General features: G+C 53.8%; 14 protein-coding genes. 13 read left to right on the forward strand and 1 reads right to left on the reverse strand.

Annotation, left to right across the window (positions count from 1 at the left end):
- From AC1DYR_RS18970 to AC1DYR_RS19020, 11 genes are all read left to right on the forward strand, one after another.
- Window positions 1–1156: acyltransferase family protein (locus AC1DYR_RS18970; protein WP_477706463.1), on the forward strand; the 1156-nt coding region annotated here is incomplete at its 5' end.
- A gap of 36 nt (window positions 1157–1192) precedes the next feature.
- The gene (locus tag AC1DYR_RS18975; RefSeq protein ID WP_477706464.1) at window positions 1193–1930 is read left to right on the forward strand and encodes an SDR family NAD(P)-dependent oxidoreductase; all 738 of its coding nucleotides are present in this window, start codon (window positions 1193–1195) and stop codon (window positions 1928–1930) included.
- Between the two features lie 25 nt (window positions 1931–1955).
- A complete protein-coding gene (locus AC1DYR_RS18980; RefSeq protein ID WP_477706465.1) occupies window positions 1956–3224 on the forward strand; it encodes a methyltransferase domain-containing protein in 1269 nt (422 codons plus the stop codon).
- Window positions 3225–3248: 24 nt separating this feature from the next.
- Window positions 3249–4469 (forward strand): methyltransferase domain-containing protein, encoded by a 1221-nt coding sequence (locus tag AC1DYR_RS18985; RefSeq protein ID WP_477706466.1) that lies wholly within the window; start codon window positions 3249–3251, stop codon window positions 4467–4469.
- Window positions 4466–4999 (forward strand): WbuC family cupin fold metalloprotein, encoded by a 534-nt coding sequence (locus AC1DYR_RS18990; protein ID WP_477706467.1) that lies wholly within the window; start codon window positions 4466–4468, stop codon window positions 4997–4999. Before AC1DYR_RS18985 ends, AC1DYR_RS18990 begins: the two co-directional genes overlap by 4 nt.
- Window positions 4992–6863, forward strand: coding sequence for a TIGR04372 family glycosyltransferase (locus AC1DYR_RS18995; RefSeq protein WP_477706468.1), 1872 nt, complete (start codon window positions 4992–4994; stop codon window positions 6861–6863). Before AC1DYR_RS18990 ends, AC1DYR_RS18995 begins: the two co-directional genes overlap by 8 nt.
- 36 nt (window positions 6864–6899) lie before the next feature.
- Window positions 6900–8363 carry a PfkB family carbohydrate kinase gene (locus AC1DYR_RS19000; RefSeq protein WP_477706469.1) on the forward strand — a complete coding sequence of 488 codons (1464 nt, stop codon included), beginning with the start codon at window positions 6900–6902 and terminating at the stop codon, window positions 8361–8363.
- Window positions 8360–9070, forward strand: a complete 711-nt coding sequence (locus tag AC1DYR_RS19005; RefSeq protein ID WP_477706470.1) for a nucleotidyltransferase family protein — start codon at window positions 8360–8362, stop codon at window positions 9068–9070. Before AC1DYR_RS19000 ends, AC1DYR_RS19005 begins: the two co-directional genes overlap by 4 nt.
- 108 nt (window positions 9071–9178) lie before the next feature.
- A complete protein-coding gene (locus AC1DYR_RS19010) occupies window positions 9179–11251 on the forward strand; it encodes a TIGR04372 family glycosyltransferase (protein WP_477706471.1) in 2073 nt (690 codons plus the stop codon).
- A 137-nt stretch (window positions 11252–11388) separates the two neighbouring features.
- Window positions 11389–12861 carry an MBOAT family O-acyltransferase gene (locus tag AC1DYR_RS19015; RefSeq protein WP_477706472.1) on the forward strand — a complete coding sequence of 491 codons (1473 nt, stop codon included), beginning with the start codon at window positions 11389–11391 and terminating at the stop codon, window positions 12859–12861.
- A 1-nt stretch (window position 12862) separates the two neighbouring features.
- Window positions 12863–13843 (forward strand): hypothetical protein, encoded by a 981-nt coding sequence (locus tag AC1DYR_RS19020; RefSeq protein ID WP_477706473.1) that lies wholly within the window; start codon window positions 12863–12865, stop codon window positions 13841–13843.
- A gap of 72 nt (window positions 13844–13915) precedes the next feature.
- On the opposite strand, the gene AC1DYR_RS19025 is transcribed toward AC1DYR_RS19020, so the two are convergent.
- Window positions 13916–15454, reverse strand: a complete 1539-nt coding sequence (locus AC1DYR_RS19025) for a TIGR04372 family glycosyltransferase (protein ID WP_477706474.1) — start codon at window positions 15452–15454, stop codon at window positions 13916–13918.
- 261 nt (window positions 15455–15715) lie between these two features.
- Between AC1DYR_RS19025 and AC1DYR_RS19030 the strand changes: the two genes are divergently transcribed.
- On the forward strand, window positions 15716–17740 hold the full coding sequence (locus AC1DYR_RS19030) for an acyltransferase family protein (protein ID WP_477706475.1): 2025 nt from the start codon (window positions 15716–15718) through the stop codon (window positions 17738–17740).
- 164 nt (window positions 17741–17904) lie between these two features.
- Window positions 17905–18951, forward strand: a complete 1047-nt coding sequence (locus AC1DYR_RS19035) for a glycosyltransferase family 2 protein (RefSeq protein WP_477706476.1) — start codon at window positions 17905–17907, stop codon at window positions 18949–18951.
- The last annotated feature ends 44 nt before the right edge of the window (window positions 18952–18995 follow it).

Consider the following 18995-nt stretch of genomic DNA (forward strand, 5'->3'; position numbering starts at 1 on the left):
GGCCAACCCGCTGATGGTGTGGGTGGGCAAGATCAGCTATCCGCTGTATTTGTGGCACTGGGTCATCCTGGTGTACCTGCGCATATTGGCCAGTGAGACGCCTTCCGTGGCTGTGCGCACTGGCGGGCTGCTGGCAGCGGTTGTGCTGTCCTGGCTGACCTATCGCTTTATCGAAACACCCTTGCGCTTCGGCGCCCACGCCCGCCGCAAAACCGTGGGCCTGCTTCTGCTCATGCTCGCCATCGCAGGTTTTTCGTTTGCAAATTACAAGGCCAACGGCTTCCCGACACTTCGGTACTTGCAAACCCGTGAAACCAGCGCCAAAGAAATCGAAAAACTGGACGCCGCCAAACGACAGGCATTGACCGACACAGCGGTAAGTGGCGGTAAATGCTTTCAGCTACCCCCTGGCAAAGACTTCAATTTCTTTGTCAGTCACGATTGCCTCCCTACGGCGCAGACGCCTCAAACCAGCGCACCTGTGCTGATGCTCATTGGTGATTCGCACTCGGCCTCGCTTTCGCTGGGGCTACGCCCATGGGCCGCCAAAAAGGGATACACCTTTTATCAGGTGAGTTCCGGCTCCTGCTCCTTGTTCAGTGATGACGCCTCCGACCCCGACTGCCAGGCTTACAGCAAGAAATCGTTCGAAGCTGTTCCTGCCGTGAAGCCCGATGTGCTGCTCATTGACTCCCACTGGCTACATGCGTCAGAACCGGTCTTCTTCAAAAATCAGGGCAACTGGCCTTCATATTCAGAATACCTGGCAGACAAGTTCAGGTATATCGCCAGCCTGCAGGCCAAAAAAGTCGTCATCGTTGGGCAGGTGCCGACCTGGAAAGCCGACCTCCCCAATGTATTGATCCGCAGATTTATTTCGAGGGGATTTGAAGTCCCCGAAAGAACGACCCTGGAGCTCGATCCCCTGTCGCTGGAAATGGATAAAACCCTGCAGAAGATTCAGCTGCCTACCGGTTTCACCTATGCCTCATTGGTCAAAATACTTTGTGACAGCAACGGATGCCTTACGCGAGTAGGCCCAGACCTCCAGACAGACCTCGTCGTGTGGGACTACGGTCACCTCACCGCGGCAGGAGCGGCCTTTGTTGTCGACCGGGCGCTGGCACCCGTGGTCGAAAGCCTGGTCAGGCATTGACATGTTGCGCCTGTTATTAATTATTGAAAGTTGAATATGCCGTCAACCCCAAATAGCGTCGTAGTCATAGGCGGTAGTTCCGGCCTTGGCAAGGTCATTGCCAACCGTTATCGGGACGATGGATTCCAGGTCGCCATTGTTTCAAGAAACAAGCCCCTCTTTGTGGACGAGAAAGAGGGCTTCAAGCATTACAGTGCGGATCTTTCGACCATCACCGCTGAAAGTGCCGGCGCATTGGTTAACGACATCGTTCGCCAAACCGGCCGCCCGTCTTATCTGGTTTTTTGTCAACGCTACCGCGGCGCAGAAAGAAATCTGGCCAATGAGTTGTTTGTGGCGGTGTCTGCAACCGAAATACTGGTCGAGGCATTCGTTCCGCAATTCGCAGAAACCGGCGACAAAGCCATCGTGACGGTCAGTTCGGTGTATGCCGACTATGTCGGTTCGTCACAGCCCTCGTCGTACCACGTGGTGAAGGCTGGTTTGAATGCGCTTATCAGATACTATGCCGTCACGCTGGGAACCAGGGGCATACGGTCCAACGCCATTTCGCCCCTCACCTACCTGAAAGACGAATCCAAACACGTGTACCTGGGTGACGAAAAAACGCTCGCCAAGTACCGTAAATTGGTCCCGCTGGGAAGAATGCCCCTGGCCGATGAATGCGCCAATGTGCTCAGATTCCTGGGAAGCGAGCAGGCGTCTTTTGTGAATGGACAGATTATTTATGTCGACGGTGGTGTGTCCACCGTTTGGCCGGAAGAGATTGCGTAAGATTAACGTTTAAGGGATACATAAAATGGCTAACTATCACCGCAGGACAAACTGCCGGCTTTGCGATTCGACCGCACTCAAACTGGCAATCCCCATGAAACCTTCGCCGATCGGCGACGCTTTCGTCAAAGACAAGAATTCGGAGCAGGAGCTCTTCCCGCTCGACGTCTATATCTGCGAAACGTGCGCGCATCTGCAGAACCTGGATGTCGTCGACCCCAAGATCCTCTTCGGTAACTACACCTACCAGACCTCCCATTCTCTCGGCCTGGTCGAGCACTTTAAAAAATACGCGGCACATGTCGTGTCGAAGCTCGGCATCGACAAGCCTGTCTTCGTCATGGAAATCGGCAGCAACGACGGCTCACTGCTCGGCGAGTTTCAGGCCCTCGGCCACACGGTGCAGGGTATCGACGCATCTACCGCCGTTGCCGGCCACGCCAACAAACGCGGCGTACCCACGATTGGTGACTTCTTCACTTTCGACCTGTCACAAAAAATCAAGGCTGACAAAGGCCAGGCCGGGCTGGTGTGCGCCAATAACGTTTATGCCCACGCAGACAACCTGCGGGACATCACCAAAGGCATCCGCAATGTATTGAGCGACGACGGCGTCTTCGTCTTTGAAGTGTCGTACCTGCCCGACATGGTCGAAAACATGGTCTTCGACACTATCTACCACGAGCATGTTTCGTACCACACGCTCAACCCGCTCGAAAAATTCTTCAACTCCCTCGACCTGAGTCTGTTCGACGTCGAGCGCGTCCCGACCAAGGGCGGTTCGATTCGCGCTTTTGCACAGCCCAAGAGCACGGGCAAACGCCCGCGCACGGCGGCTCTTGACAAGCTGATGGCCGACGAAATTGCACAGCACTACGACCAGATCGAAACATATCACCGCTACGCACAAAAAATCGTCGATTGCAAAAACAGCACACTGGCGCTCATTCGAAAGTTGTCTGCCGACATGAGCCAGGTTGCGGGTTACGGCGCATCGACGACGACCACCACCCTGCTCTACAACTATGAGCTCGAAGGCGTCCTGGACCGCATTTACGACGATAACGCCATCAAGTACGGCACCTTCAGCCCGGGCGCGCATATTGAGGTTTCGCCTTCTGAAGAAATCCTGTCGCGAAAGCCCAAGGCTATCGTCATCCTGGCTTGGGTCTATGCAAAGCCCATCATCAAGCGCAATCGCAACTATGTCGAAGCCGGCGGTACGTTTGTGATTCCCCTGCCTGTGCCCATGACGGTCGATGCGAGCAATCTGGACCATTTCCTGAACGCCTGACGGAACCAGCGTTGCAATACTTCGATGGCCTCCATTCATTGCACCGTCTGCGGCCATGCGGACCTTGAGCGAAGCCTGAGTTTCGGCCCGCAGCCGCTCTCCACCCGGTTTGCTGCAGCGCCTGATGCCCGGTCGCCAGCAGCACGCCACGCACTGAGCCTGGGCTATTGCAAGCAGTGCCTTGCCATCCAGCTTGTCGACCGGTTTCCGGTCTCCGTGCTGCAGGGCAAGGCGCCGGCGCTGCGCTTTCGCGAGCCCAGCGCGCATTTGCCAGACGTGGTCGAAACCCTCAGGTCGCTAGGCGTGGTCAACCCGCACAGCAGGCTCGCCGGACTGTCATACATCGACCTGGATCTTCTGGACTTGCTCCAGGCCCAGGGCTGTTCAGCGCCAATACGCCTTGAACATCCCCCACCACCATCTGGCGCCGTGGAGCCCGGCCTGGAAACGCTGCAAGGCTTTTTTTCAGACATTACCCATATAGATCGCTGGACTCAACAGCATGGCCTGGCGGATCTGGTCTGCGCGCGATTCATTCTGGAGCACGCCGAATCTGCCCTGGCATTTTTGCAGGCCGTGAAGCGTGCCGTCAAACCCGGCGGCTACATCCTGGTCGAAGTGCCGGACGTCACCAAAATGCTGGCGTTTGAAAACCACGCCCTGGTCTGGGAAGACCATTTCACCTACTTCACTTCAGGCACCCTGTTCAAACTGGCGTCGCTTGCAGGTTGCAGCGTCGTCAGTTTGAACAGCTATCCCTACGCTTACGAAGACGCCATGGTCGCCATCCTGCAGGTAGGCCAGCTACCAAAGCCTGCCGCGGTCTCGACGCCGGTCAAGCAGGTAGATTCAGTCAATCCGGCCCCGGAGCTGGAAGACTTTAACCGCAGCTTCATGGCTGCCAAGGTGGCACTGCGGCACAGCTTGCTGGCCGTTCGGCAGGGGGGCCGAAAGATTGCTGTTTTTGGCGCAGGCCACCACGCGGTCAAGTACATCAATTTTTACGGTCTGGACGATTTGATCGAGTTTGTCGCCGACGACAACCCAGTCAAGGGCGGTATGTACCTTGCGGGCACCCAGCTACAGGTCAAGCCGTCATCTGAGCTTGCCGCCTCTGGCGTCACGCTATGCTTGTCAAGCCTGAACCCAGCCAGTGAAGCGGGCGTCAGGCGAGCCATGCCGGAGTATTTCGAACAAGGCGGAGAAATCCGGCCTATTTTTAAAACAAGCAGGGGATCAACATGACTACTAATGGCTTATTTGAAAAGTCTGCCGAGGTGCTGGTGTGCACCGATGAAATCATAGGTCTGGAACAGGCGGCGCTGAATGCGGTGAACCGCCTGGCAGACACCAGCCCCAAGAAGCGCGCAAGAATATGCGCGCACAAAGACAGTTCGGCCGCCATTCAGGAGATGATTATTGTCATCCGTGAAGGCTCGTACATTGCGCCACACCGCCACAAGAACAAGTGCGAATCTTTTCACCTGATTGACGGTGGTGCTGACATCGTTGTCTTCGAAGACAACGGCGATATTCGTAAAGTCATCCGGTTTGCCCGGGAACACGCCTTCTACTACCGACTGGAAGCGGAGTTATTCCACACCATCGTCGTCCGCTCAGACCGGATCACCTTCCATGAAGTGACCAACGGCCCCTTTGTAGCCAACGGAACAGAGTACGCGGCTTTTGCGCCCAAAGAAGGCGGCGACGGTATTGCCACTTACCAAGCTCGACTGGATCAGCAGATCAGCGAATGGATAGCAAGGAATGATTAAGCGGAAAATTGCCAATGCGGTATTGAAGTCCACATGGTTTCGTGATCTTGTCAGCAATCTGGTACCGCAAATACTCAAATATTATCGGCACGAGCTCCCGGTAGTAACGCTGAAACTGCGAGGCCTAGCTTTACTTTACAGCTTGGGGCTGTCAATTGCCGCGGTCTTGCTCTTACCAAGGAAAAGATTTCGCTTGTTGGTACTAGGCGTGAAACGATTCCATATAGATGGGGATCTTGCTGCAGCAATTGATTGCTTCACTAACGCATCGCGCATACGCGCGCCCTTCGTCAATGCACTTGCAATCAGCTTGTCGCGGGTTGAGTTCATCACAAACACCAGTGATTCAACACGCAATCGCCTGGTTCTTTTGAAGTTTGCGAACGACTTGTTCCTGGACGGCGACACCCGTTACCAACTGGCCTTGGCCCATCTGATGACCAACGAAGCTGACAGTGCCGGCCAAAGAATCATTGAGGCAATCCAGCTTTACCCAGCTTGCGCCATGGCGCATCAGAACATGGCGGCCAAGTACGACAGGCTGTCCTGGAAACCCGAGCCCTTGGACCTCGCTGGCGATCCGGAAATCCATTTGTATGACGCCTACCATTTGCTGGGGCAACAGCTGGTCAACATCGGCGATGCTGTGCATGGACTGAAAATGTTCGGCGCAGCAATGAGGCTCCAGGAGAAACTCTACGAGCGGTATCCATTGCCCGATGCGCTGGTTGCCTCAATTGCTGCCTATGTGGGTTACCGGCCTGGAAAACCCATACGCATCGTGCCCTATGAGTGGGTCACGCAGATCGGTCACCTGGGCATGCTGGATGCACTGATCAAGATGTCCAGATTGGGTATGCGGCCCGATGTGAACTGGGTGTTGCTGGCGCCGGACAACAAGGTTGTGAACCAGGAGTACCTTAGCTGCTGGGAACCGCATTTCCTGATTGTTCGTGATGAAGCCCTGATCAACCGTCTTTTTCCGTATCAGCGAACATGCGGTGAGCAATTCAATTGCTATGTTCAGCATGACGGCAAGGTGATTGATTGGTCGGACGCCGCAGCGCAGGCCTTCATTGAATGGGACAACCGAAAACTGGGGCCGCTGGTAGCAGCATCAGAGGAAGTGCTGCAATACGGTCGCGCCAAGTTCGATGCCATGGGTGTACCCAAAGACGCATGGTTTGTCGTGTTTCACGCCAGGTCTAGCGGCTTCTATGGCGAGGGCATTGGGTTTATCCAGAAACACCGAAATGCTCCCTTGAGCAGCTACATCCCGGCAGTCCATGCCATCGTAGAGAGTGGTGGTTGGGTTGTGCGAATGGGCGACCCCTCCATGCCAAAGCTCAAACCCATGACGCGGGTTATAGATATGGCACATAGTGACTACAGAAGCAGGAAACTGGACGTGTTCCTGTGGTCCAGCTGCCGGTTTTTTCTGGGCACGACCTCAGGCCCTACCAACGCTGTCATCTCATTTCACACGCCGACATTGCTTGTGAACTGCGTATCCAACTACGCGCAGTCGTGGAACAAGCGTGTCATGTTTGTGCTCAAGCCGTTTTGGTCCATACAACACCGGCGGTTCATGAACTACCGCGAGACCTTCGCACCGCTGGTCCGTGCCAGCATGTTCAACGCACGCAGCATGGCAGCAGAAGGCATCTATCCGCGTGCAAATGCATCTGAAGATATTCTGGTTGCGACGGAAGAAATGCTTGCGCGCGTGCAAGGTGAAACCATGACGCCAGACTCAAGCTCCAACCCCATGCATGATCTGGGCGTACCTTCCTGGCTGTGGGGAAGCGCCACGCCAAGCAGGCGCTACCTGGACCGGCATCCTGAGCTATTGCGGTCAAACTGAAGTCACAAAGTACACCCTCAAATCTGGTTGAAAACAATGAACTACAAAACCTTTGAAGCGCTTAAAACAGAAGGCAAGTCGCTGGTCTTCGTCTGGGGAGATTTCAATATCCTTCACCCTGGCCACTTGCGCCTGCTGAATTTTGCCGCCGATTGCGGCGACGTTTTGATCGTCGGTATCCGGTCTGATGCCGAGAGCAGCGTGGTCATCCCCGCAGATATCAGGCTGCAAAGCCTGCAGTCCATCTCTGTGGTCAAACATGCCTTTGTGCTCCACGAGACACCCGAGGCATTTATCGAGAAAGTCAAGCCTGCATTCGTCGTCAAGGGCCAGGAGCACAAGGGCGCCGACAACCCTGAAAAGGCCATCCTCGACCAGTACGGCGGTGAGCTGATTTTCTCGTCGGGCGAGATGCGCTTTTCGTCCATTGACCTGTTGCGCCGCGAAGGCAATGAACTGGCCTTTAAATCGATTCTGAAGCCGCGCGACTACCTCAAGCGGCATGAAATAGATTCCGCCCGATTGAGCGATACCGTCCGCGCATTCAACAAACTCAATGTGGTGGTGATCGGCGACCTGATTGTTGATGAATACATCAATTGCGACCCGCTGGGCATGTCGCAAGAAGACCCGACCATTGTGGTCACCCCCATCAGCCGTGACAAGTTCATAGGCGGCGCAGGCATTGTTGCAGCGCACGCCAAAGGCCTGGGCGCCAATGTTCGATACATCACGGTCTGCGGCAATGATGCGTCTGCGGAGTTCGCCAAAGATCGCCTCCAGCATTACGGCGTCACTGCCGAACTGATGACAGACCACAGCCGGCCGACAACCCTCAAGCAGCGCTACCGCGCCAAGGGCAAGACGCTTTTGCGGGTCAGCGAATTGAAGCAGCATGAGATTTCAGACGAGATCGGAGACGAGATGCTCGACAAGATCCGGGGCATTATCAAAAACACCAGTCTGGTCATTTTTTCTGACTTCAACTATGGCTGCCTGCCGCAGTCGCTGGTCGACCAGATTGCCGAGCTGTGCAACCAGCACGAGGTGCCCATGTTTGCCGACAGCCAGTCATCGTCGCAAGTGGGCGACATCACACGGTTCAAGGGCATGACGCTGGTCACCCCCACTGAGCATGAAGTACGCCTGGCATTGGGTGACTCAACGTCAGGCCTGGTAGTTTTGGCCGAAAAGCTTGCACAAAAAGCACGCTGCCAGTACTCATTCATCACGCTCGGTTCGGAGGGCGCTTTTGTACACAGCCCCAACGCGCCCAGCCACAAAATCATTACCGACGCACTGCCAGCCATGAACCAGAGCCCCAAAGACGTTGCCGGCGCCGGAGACTCGATGCTCACCTGCACAGCTATGGCGCTGGTCGCCGGGGCCAACATCTGGCAAGCGGCGTTCCTCGGGTCGATCGCGGCTGCCTGCCAGGTTGGTCGCGTCGGTAACCGCCCGCTGTCTGCCGCAGAAATCGTCGAAGAGCTCGAAGCGTGAAAGCGATACTTCTTTCCGCAGGCTTTGGCACGCGCCTGCGCCCGCTGACCAACACGATTCCAAAGTGTCTTGTGCCTATCCTGGGCAAACCGCTGCTGGCCATCTGGCTCGACAGGCTCTTCGCAAACGGCGATATCGAACGCGTGCTGGTCAATACACATTACCTGTCAGAGCGGGTCGTCGAGCATGTTGCCCAGTCGCCGTGGAAGGACAAGATCGACCTGGTCTATGAGCCCACCTTGCTCGGCACCGCCGGCACACTGTGGCAAAACCGCGCATGGATGGATGATGGCCCTACGCTGGTTGCGCACGCAGACAACCTGACGTTGTTCGACGTGCGGGCATTCATTGCGGCGCACCAAAATCGCCCCGCAACTTGTCCCATCACCATGATGACTTTTGACACCGATGCACCCCAGACTTGTGGCATTGTGGAAGAGAAAGACGGCGTTGTCGTCGGGTTTCACGAGAAAGTTGCCAATCCGCCAGGCAACCGCGCAAACGCTGCTGTCTATATTCTGGAGCGTAAGGTGGTGGATGACATGGCGGCCGACGACGGGGCCTTCATCGATATGAGCACAGAGATTCTTCCGAAGTACATAGGCAGAACCTGGACCTATCACAACGCGGTTTACCACCGAGACATTGGTAACTTGGAGAGCCTTAGGCTGGCAGAGTTGGAACTTCCCGCACTCGGGTACAAGTGAATTGAGTTTTCGCGACGGAACTGAAGTCACCTATTGAGGTTCCCTAGATCAATACCGTTAAGTTAAATTTGCCGGCCCGGGCCGTCGGGACCAATAAGGAGTAACGTAGTGAAAACAGGATGGCCCGCGCGTTTTGTGCTTGCAAAGAATCGCACAAAAGGCTTTGTACGGCGTATGGCAATTGAATTGCTATTTAGAGCTACCGTTATCTGCTGTGCTTTTTTGCCGTTGCGCTGTATTTTATTTTTCGCGATTCTTGTCAGAAAAAAATTTACTGCCGGTCTCGCCGATAAGCATGTCAAGTTTTTCCTGGGTGACAGGCTCCATGACAATCTTGAGAAGTGGCTTCGTGATCCTTTTATTGCCGCCCACTTCAATGAAGTTGTCTATTTCCTGTTGGTGGTAGAAAAGTCAGCGAGCCTTTTACGCCATTTTGAAAAAATCAACTGGCTTGATTCACGGCCTTTTTTCACCGCGCGCGTTGCTGGCTATTTTGATCGCATGCTGGCCGGATACCTGATGGATGCGGTTGCCCGCTTGCACAAATTCAGGTGGTCGGACGGACCAGTGGATCGACAATTCACCAAAGTCCTGATGCTCATGCTCGAGCACAGGATTTACTCGGACTATGAAGCGCGTTCTTACAGAGGGCGTCTCGAACAGGCCAACCTTGAAAAGCCGGACGATATCAATCAGTACGTTGCCTACTTTTTCCGCGACAAGGATTTGGTGAGGTCTCTGGCCCGCGAGCTGGACCTGAACGGTGTCGAAGAAATAATCGCCGAGCTTGACGCGAAGGGCCAGTATTGGGAAGGGTTTGCCGAAAACATTCCTGACCGGGCAATCTTTCAGGAGATCAGCCTCTTTTATGCGCTACGGCACCTGACATTGCATACCTACCACGGCGGTGAAGGCTACCTTGTACCGAAGCTGTGCAAGGCCACACTCGCCACGCAGGCGCGGTTAAGGCGCACACTGCCCAAGCCGTCACCCGAACTCGCCAGGGAACTCGCCAAAGCCGGCATAGAAGACCTTTCCGAAGTCAAACTTCTTTCGCCAGACTGGAGCGCACTCATAGGCCACAACGGCCACCTGAACGTGCACCTCATGATGCGCGAAATGAACTGGTGGAGAGGCAAGCCCCTCTTGCTTGCATACAAGGACCGGATAGCCAACCGACCCTTTCTTGACCTCTTTTCTGAAATTTCACCCACCCTTATCCTCGGCGATAACGTGGACGCAAATGTCTGGCGTGAACTGGCCAGCCTGACCCCCTATCTGGGGGTATCGCATCAGATTTTCGAATTCGATGATGGGCGAGCCATGTACTGGAACGACGCTGGCGGGCTGGCCGTAGAAACTTGGGACGCGCAGGACAAAGGCTTTCCGTTGCGCGATATTTATGACCAGCGCGCACTGGGCAAGCCGGCACTCGAGGAAGCATTTCAGTCACTGAGGCGCCGGTGGGGACTGGGCCCAACAGATTGGTTTGTTTGCCTGCACATGAGGGACGCCGCCACAAGGGGCGACACGCACGGCGCAGGAGAGTCCATCCGAAACACGTCCTTCGACAACTATGAATCGGCAATCCGCTACATCACCAGCCAGGGCGGCTGGGTCTTGCGAATGGGCAGCCCTAAGGTGGCTCCCCTGCCAAAAATGGAACGCGTGATCGACTATGCGCGCGACCCGGGTCAAAGCCCCGAAATGGATATCCACCTGGTACGGCACGCCAGGATGTTCATCGGTACCACTTCCGGGTTTGCCTACGTCGCCTCGAGCTTCGGCATCCCGACCGCCATGGTCAACGCCATCAGTTCGGTCGGCTTGCTGTGGTCCAAAGACACCCGATTTGCACTCAAGCCGGTGCATACACGCGAAGGTCGCCTGCTGACCCAGCGGGAAGTGACATCAGAGAAATGGCGATGGACATTCCCTACGTTTGAAACATTGGCACACGCAGGGCTTCAGGTCAGCGAAAGCAGCTCGGATGAAATTCTTGAGACCGTTAAAGAAGTACTGGGCTTGACGGCTCCGACGGGTGGCACACCACCGTTGCTCAGCGCTTCCGAGATTCAAAGCTGGAAGGCGCAGGTCGAGGTCCCGGGCTTCTATGGCAGCTCCTTGCCAAGCGCGTATTTCCTTGAAAAGTATGGAAATAGTTTTTTAGAGCACTCCTGATCATCCGCAAGCAGCTATCGTCAACCGACCACAGAGCTGACTGGATGAAGTATTCACTCACTACACTTTTAGCAGGTTGGCCTGCCCCGGCCGAGCGCGCTTTCTCACGCTCGGCATAACGCTCACTAATCAAGCTCGTGCTCTTCAACTCTTACATATTCTTATTCTTGTTTTTGCCAGTTGCAATAGCTGGCTTCGCTTTGGCTGGGCGAATTGGCCGCACTGCGCAGATCATATGGCTAGGCTTTGCAAGCTTGGCGTTCTACGCGTGGTGGAGCTTCGCGTTCACGGGTTTACTGCTCGCGTCGTTATTGTTCAACTTCGCGATGGGCCGCATTATTCAGCGGCCCCAAAGATCTGGTTTTTGGATTCTTTGCTTTGCCGTAGCGAGCAATATCGCGCTGCTAGGCTATTTCAAATACTGGGACTTCTTTGCCAGCAACCTGGTCACCTCATCAGCGCACGCGATGGATTCCGCAATCCCGCTCGGGCTCTCGTTTTATACCTTCACGCAAATTGCCTATCTAGTAGATTGTTATAGACGACAGGTTCAGCCGACGCATTTGGCCAATCATCTCCTGTTTGTGAGCTATTTCCCACACCTTATTGCGGGGCCTCTATTTCACAATCGCCAAATGATGCCGCAGTTTGAGAATCGCCAATTGATGCGACTTAATGCGGAGAACATGTCAATTGGCATAACACTCTTTACTATCGGTCTTTTCAAGAAGGTAGTAATTGCCGACGGTGTTGCACCGATGGCCGACAGGACATTCAACGCCCAACATCTAACGCTTCTTGACTCATGGGTCGGCGTTATCGCTTACGCCTTACAGATCTATTTCGATTTTTCTGGTTATTCCGATATGGCTATCGGCCTTTCAAAAATCTTCAATATAGATTTACCAATCAACTTTAACTCGCCTTATAAAGCGACCAGCATTATCGATTTTTGGCGGCGTTGGCATATGACGCTCTCGCAATTTTTGCGCGACTACCTCTACATCCCATTAGGAGGAAATCGCAAAGGATCCTCAAGACGCTATATAAATTTGCTGCTGACGATGTTGTTAGGAGGTCTTTGGCACGGCGCGAATTGGACATTCATTGCTTGGGGCGGCTTGCATGGCCTGTTCCTGATAGTCAACTCCGCATGGCAAGTATTAAGTCCCATACGGCTTCGCCCGATCATAGGTCTATGCCTCACAATGACATGTGTCGTGGTTGCTTGGGTTTTCTTCCGCGCAGATAGTGTCCATGTGGCCGTGAGCATCTTACGCGCCATGACTGGACTCAATGGCATAGAGCTACCGTCTTATTGGTTTTCGAACAATGGAGGTATTTGGTCGCTCCTTACGAAGATGCATATCGTCCCCGCCAATATGAGTGCAACCTTCAGTGGTTTCAGAGACATTCTGACTATCTTCGTATTGACGGCAGTAGTGTGGCTCGCGCCCAATAGTCAGCAGATCGTGAGACTTGCTGAAGGCAACTTTATGAAACGCATGTGGCACCCTTCTCTATTTTGGGCACTGATCATCGGCGGCGTAGCCTTTGCATGCGTTCTTCGCCTGGGTGAACCCAGCCGATTCCTCTACTATCAATTCTGATATGAATCAGCGCAGAACAATAGGCTGGCGAGCCTACCTTGTGATCGTGGTATGTTTTATCGTAGCCGGTGGAATCCCGGCTCTTCTGAAGAATGTTTCTTTTGGCCCCGACGCCATGTTTCGATGCGACCCTTTTGGTCTCGACGACAACAACTACATCTCATACTGCGACGCCCGGGCGTTCACTGAATACGATCTTGGCGCCCTATATTTCGGCCTCGAACCGCGCGCCATTGAAGCACTGAAAAAAGCTGACGTACTCTTCTTGGGTAACAGTAGAACCGGCCATACCTTTTCTTCGCAAGCCACTCAACAGGCAATGCAGACTTTGGGAGTTCAAAACTATTACGTTGCCGGATTCGGATACGAAGGTAGCTCGCACATTGCGCTACTGCTGATGAAAAAATATAACATTCGGCCAAAGGCAATCGTCATCAATGCCGATCCTTTCTTCACCAATGACTACGCGCCCATTCTTGCCACTTTAACCAGCGGCAGGCAATCAGTTTATATGGACTACCTCACAAAAAAATACTTTCAAAGAGGTCAGCGATATATCTGTTCTATCTACAATTTTGGCTGCGGTACTCGACCCACGGTTTACAGAACTCTTGATCACGGGTTGTGGCAGATTGATCGCTTTGAAAAGAAAGTTCTTGAATTTCTACCAATCCGCGCTGTCGTCGAGCCCCATGACGTACCCGCAAAACGCGAAAGCGATGCAGAGCCGCTCCTCAAAGACTTCTTGCGCGAAGTGTCGACCTCAAAAAATTGCATCATCATCACATCCGTTCCAAGTCCGCATTCAATGCGGCCTATGGCCGAATCGCTTGCCCGAAAAAACGGCTTACCCTTTTTCGCACCTGTCATGACCGACCTTAGGTCATATGATGATAGCCACCTTATGTCGGAAGATAGCGAACGATGGTCAAAGTCGATGTTGGCAGAGGCAAAATCGACTATTGAAAACTGCGTGAAATAGCGACGTTGCGCTCCACGAGAAAACATAACCGTCCCAAAGTATTGAGTGGAATAACTGCGTAGGGGAAATCTTTCAACGAAGCAGGTCGGCGTTGGCTTTAATGAAATCGCGGCCAAGCTTGGGCCGTCCTCGATCGAGCCCCGTCGCAAGCTTGAATTGACCTTGCAGAAAATCATCTTCTGAGTCGACCGGCGCAATGCCATCCAACTTGTCAAGCATCTCTCTTACAGCATCGAAAATTTCGAGTTCAGTATTTTCCTCAAGAACAATGTTGGAGCGATCCAGGAGCGCTTGGCTATCGGAACAGATAGACATCATTTCCTTGTAGGAGATCGACTCCCCCGTCTCGCGATTCAAATGCCTTTTATGTATCAAGATACCCAACGGGTTGAAAGGATAGTCACCCATGGGCATCCAGTTGGTATAGACGCAGGGAATCGAAAACAAGGGGGGGACCTGTGCCGGACCGGAGGCTACGCCGATGAGAAAACGGCAGCAAGACAGCAGAAAAACATCCATCCAGTCACTCTTGATATCGGACCGGGCGTAATCAAATAAATTCGGTCTCGCCGGCAACTCCTGCATGGTTGAATCGCCAATACGTATCACGTACCCGCCCCGAGCGATCACTTCATCTATCGCACGCTGGTATTTCGCTATTGATGCATTCCGCGGCGAGCCATTTTTGTCGCGCGTGAACGCTGACTCCCGCGCGTGAACGGTGACAAACCATGCATCCGCAGGTATGCCAACCCCGGACAAGGCAGCCCTCCCCCTTTCCGCCAGGGAATCTACCGGAGAAAAAATCGGTGGCAGGCATCTTTCTTCCCATCGGCGATAGGCTATGGCGGCAGCCTCTTTGTGATAGTAGGGCTGACTACGGTCCGCTGCATCAAAGCAATGTATATCCACCCCCAATATCTGGGCCTCCAAAGCCAGATCTCTGCTTTTCTCTTCATCAATAAAAACGTCAAGATGAGAGTTCCAGCAATTCAGGAGTGTGGGATTTGCAACCTCTGCGTAAGACGCACACAGCACAGTTAGTTTCCGTGAAGGGACTACCCCAACCTGCATGGCCTTAAAAAGAAATTCTATTTGGCCGATATGTCCAATCTTTCGAACCCAGTAGTTTGTGAGGTATCGACGTGGCGCATCAGTCAATCCCAGGCACTTCAACAAATCCTGTTGGATGTGCCATCGCTGAGTAAGAATCCTGAAAAAAGCCGCTTCATTTCCTGTCAATCCAATCACGAGTTCTGCTTTTAAACGCGCTCTGGCCATTGCGGCAAGGCTTTTTTGGATCGGCCCCAGGAATACGCCATTCAAGCGGTGAAGATTGCTAACGGCGCCATCGCTATCCAAACGCGAAGGAAATATGCGCCCCAAGGCATGCCAAAAGAAGCCAACTTTAAAAACCGGCCCCGTAATCGCGTCTTCAATGAGGTCATCCCGACCCATTTGGTGAAGTGCCTGAGCAAGATCAACGATGGCCTGATGCTCATAGGGTTGTAACCGGCACAGTTCAACTAGGTGTGGAACAGCTTCGGCAAGCTCATCTTTCTCCCAAAACCCGATGCTTAGTTTTTTATGCTTTTGGATCCGTGCAGTCAACGTCCACCCCTTAAGCCGGGCGGCACGCCTTGATATTGCGGGCGGCACCCTTCTCAAGAATCCGAGAAGCCGATTTCGTCTAGACATTGAACCCTTAATCACGTTTGTCAAATTTGATACTCATGCCACCCACAGTCGGGCACGAATCTGGAGGATTTATAAAGATGAGCATTTGCGACGCATTTTGATCGGAAGTTATCGGCCGGGATAGCATAATGGCGCGGGCTGATGTCGTCTACGACAACTCAGGCCCCCAAGAAGATGCCAACCATTGGAGCGGAAGATTTGAACATCCAGGATAAAGCGCTTTCGGATCCACGGAGCACCGAAAAATATCGGGCTGACATTGACGGACTGCGCGCCATTGCAGTTCTGCTGGTTATCGCCTATCACGCGTTCCCGGCCGCTATCAAGGGGGGGTTTATCGGTGTCGATATCTTCTTTGTAATTTCCGGGTATTTGATAACGGAGATTATTTTCGGACAGATACAGGGCGCAAGTTTTTCGCTATCTGCGTTTTACGCAAAGCGCGTACGGCGGATCTTTCCTGCCCTCATTCTGGTCATCCTGGCAACACTTGCCGCCGGGTGGTTCCTGTTTTCGGTCAAAGAGTTCAAGTCGCTGGGCCTCAATATCGCGGGCTCCGCAGCATTTGCCCAGAATCTCGTACTACTTAATGAGATAGGGTACTTTGACATCGCTGCGGTTAAAAAACCGCTGCTGCATATCTGGTCTCTTGGTATAGAGGAGCAGTACTACATTGCGTGGCCGCTAATTCTGCTGGTCGTTCATCGATTCAGATTGAATGTACTTACCGCATGTGCTTTTCTTTCAGCATTGTCTTTTGCAGTTTGTCTTTACTACATGCGTCACAACGTTGACCGTGGATTCTATTTTCCAACCTCACGCGCCTGGGAATTGCTTGCCGGATCATGGTTGGCAATCCTTACCGTTGCCTATCACAAAAGCACGCAGATGCAACAGTGGAAAGACCGCCTGGCGCGCATCCTGCATGCAGTGATTTATACCGCCGGCGAAATGCCACGCAAAGAGACACTGCAGAATCTGGGTTCTGGAGCAGCGTTTCTGTTGATCGCATTCGCTGCTTTGAAGTTCTCGCCATCGCTGCGCTATCCCGGGTACTACGCATTGTTTCCGGTGGTCGCGGCTGTCATTTTGATTAGCTGTAGCAAAGCCACCTTGAATCAGAAGGTGCTGGCTTCCAGGCCCATGGTGTTTGTCGGCCTGATCAGCTATCCGCTTTATCTCTGGCATTTTCCCATCCTGGCCTATGCCCACGTCCTGCTTCCCGAAGGTGTGTCCAGTCTGAATATGACATTGGCTATTCTTCTCAGCTTCGGTCTGGCCTGCCTTACCTATATCTGCATTGAAAGGCCGTTGCGCTTTGGGGCGGCTCGAAAATATGCAGTCCTGCCTTCTCTGCTTCTGATGGTGGTTATTTTTATCGCTGGCGTAACGATTTACAGGAACGAAGGAATGCCGAGCCGCTTGCCGAAAGCCCTGCAAGGCTTCGTACTTACCGGCGAAGAAACCAGCCAGTTCTGGCGCCACGGCAGGTGCTTGCTGGGACCAAATCAGGGAGCCGATACGTTTACCAGGGATTGCGCTGGATCTGGGCGCAGGCCGCTTTTCCTTTTGTGGGGAGACTCCCACGCTGCCGCTCAATATCCTGGACTTAAACAGCTAGGCAGCGAAGAAAACTTTGATGTGGCCCAGTTCACGTCGTCCTCGTGCCCGCCAGCCATAGGGTTCGCACATCCCGAGCGAGAATTTTGCAAAGGAAACAATGACTTTGTCTTGCGGCAGATTCGCGAGCTTCGTCCCGACGTGGTCATCCTTCACTCCAATTGGGCCTACAGCCCAGAGACGATAGAAAAAGGCTTGGCCGAAACACTAAAAGAACTTAGAGCGATTCCTATCAAGAAGGTGGTGCTTCTGGGGCCGGTGCCTCAATGGAGCGGATCCGGTCTCTCGGCAAACGTGGTCGATTACTACTACGAACACAGATTGACCCTCATTCCTGAACGATCAACGTATCGAATAAGCAATATGGGACAGGATGCTCAAATACATGCGCTAGCCACAAAACTCGGCGTTCAGTATGTGTCTCCCTGGCAAGTGATGTGTAACGAAGAAGGTTGCCTTACGAGAATTGGTGAAGGCGGAACGAAATTGACCGCATTTGATGTAGGTCATATGACCGTGGAAGGTTCGACCTATCTCGCACGGAAGTTGGTGCCCGAGCTACTGCAGGGTGTCAGATAGAACTCCCGCGCATCCCTGAAGAACCATGAGGAAAATGTGCGCCCAAGCGAAATATTTCCATTAACCTACATTGGCAAGACCGTTGAATTTCCGCGATCCTGTCGCAGCAAGTGACATAAAAGAAGGCCAATTTACGTGACCTACTTTCGCACAGGCAAATTCAAATGAACACATCAGTGGCAGTCGTCATTCCGAACTACAACGACGCGAAGTACCTTTCGCGGGCGGTCCGCTCGGTAATGAACCAGAGTGTTGCGGCCGATGAAGTCATTGTGGTGGACGACTGCTCTACCGATGACAGTATGGAAACAATCCGGGCATTGGCTGCGGAGTTTCCGGCGCTTCGTGTGATCCGGCATGAGGTCAACCAGGGAGTGTATGGCGCCATCGCCACGGGCAGGGCTGCCACGGTTTCTGACTATGTCATGTTCGTGGCGGCCAATGACTTCCTGTTGCAAGGGCTGATGGCCCGCGCCAAAGATTGCCTGGGGCAGCATCCAGGTGTGGGCTTGTGGTCGTCAATGGGATGGCTGGTGGATGAAGAGGACCAGCTGCTGGGGCCGATTGCCATCACCGTGCCGTCCATGCATGACCAGTATTTCTCGCCGGTGCAGTGCCGTGAGCTTGCGCACCGTTTCGGCAACTGGTTTGCGGGCCCTTCTGTCGTTTACAACAAGAAGCTGATGGAAAGCGTTGGCGCCTTCAATCCTGACTACCGCGGCCTGGCAGATCTGGTGTGCGCACTCATGGTCGCCGCCAAGGCCGGGGCTGTGTTTTCACCGGAGCCGCTGGCCGTCGTCAGGATGCACGCGGGCAGCTATCTCTCGTCTACCTTTGCACAGGCCAAATCCCTGATGGAGATTCTTGACAAGCTGTCGCGCAACGCGCCCGCGGTGGCGCCCGAACTGTTTGATGCGCCCTTCATTGAAAGAAGCATCCGGCGCTTTGTGTTTGCGGCCATCAACAAATCGCGCGCGCAGATGCTCACTGATTTCGCACCCATACTGCCTGCCGGACCGGCCAGCCGGCTACGTTGGATTCAAACCCTGGTCCCTGAAAAACTGGCCCGTGCCCGCATGGCACTGGCTTTCGTGGCGCTGCGCAGTTTTGACATTGGGGTCAGCCTCTGGAACCGGACGATCCTGTGCCGCATGATTTCGAGGCGGCATTCGGGCCAGTACGCCGAAGCCAGCAGCCTTATCCGCAAATAGGGCCAGGATCGCGATGCAGGTCACGCTTGCAACCCCTTTGCAGG

This window comes from Polaromonas sp. P1_F9 (genome assembly GCF_056405615.1).

Bases quoted from the DNA above. Each gene is read 5' to 3' on its own strand.
- AC1DYR_RS18975 (WP_477706464.1), top strand. From the start codon at position 1,193: ATGCCGTCAACCCCAAATAGCGTCGTAGTCATAGGCGGTAGTTCCGGC.
- AC1DYR_RS18980 (WP_477706465.1), top strand. From the start codon at position 1,956: ATGGCTAACTATCACCGCAGGACAAACTGCCGGCTTTGCGATTCGACC.
- AC1DYR_RS18985 (WP_477706466.1), top strand. From the start codon at position 3,249: ATGGCCTCCATTCATTGCACCGTCTGCGGCCATGCGGACCTTGAGCGA.
- AC1DYR_RS18990 (WP_477706467.1), top strand. From the start codon at position 4,466: ATGACTACTAATGGCTTATTTGAAAAGTCTGCCGAGGTGCTGGTGTGC.
- AC1DYR_RS18995 (WP_477706468.1), top strand. From the start codon at position 4,992: ATGATTAAGCGGAAAATTGCCAATGCGGTATTGAAGTCCACATGGTTT.
- AC1DYR_RS19000 (WP_477706469.1), top strand. From the start codon at position 6,900: ATGAACTACAAAACCTTTGAAGCGCTTAAAACAGAAGGCAAGTCGCTG.
- AC1DYR_RS19020 (WP_477706473.1), top strand. From the start codon at position 12,863: ATGAATCAGCGCAGAACAATAGGCTGGCGAGCCTACCTTGTGATCGTG.
- AC1DYR_RS19030 (WP_477706475.1), top strand. From the start codon at position 15,716: ATGCCAACCATTGGAGCGGAAGATTTGAACATCCAGGATAAAGCGCTT.
- AC1DYR_RS19035 (WP_477706476.1), top strand. From the start codon at position 17,905: ATGAACACATCAGTGGCAGTCGTCATTCCGAACTACAACGACGCGAAG.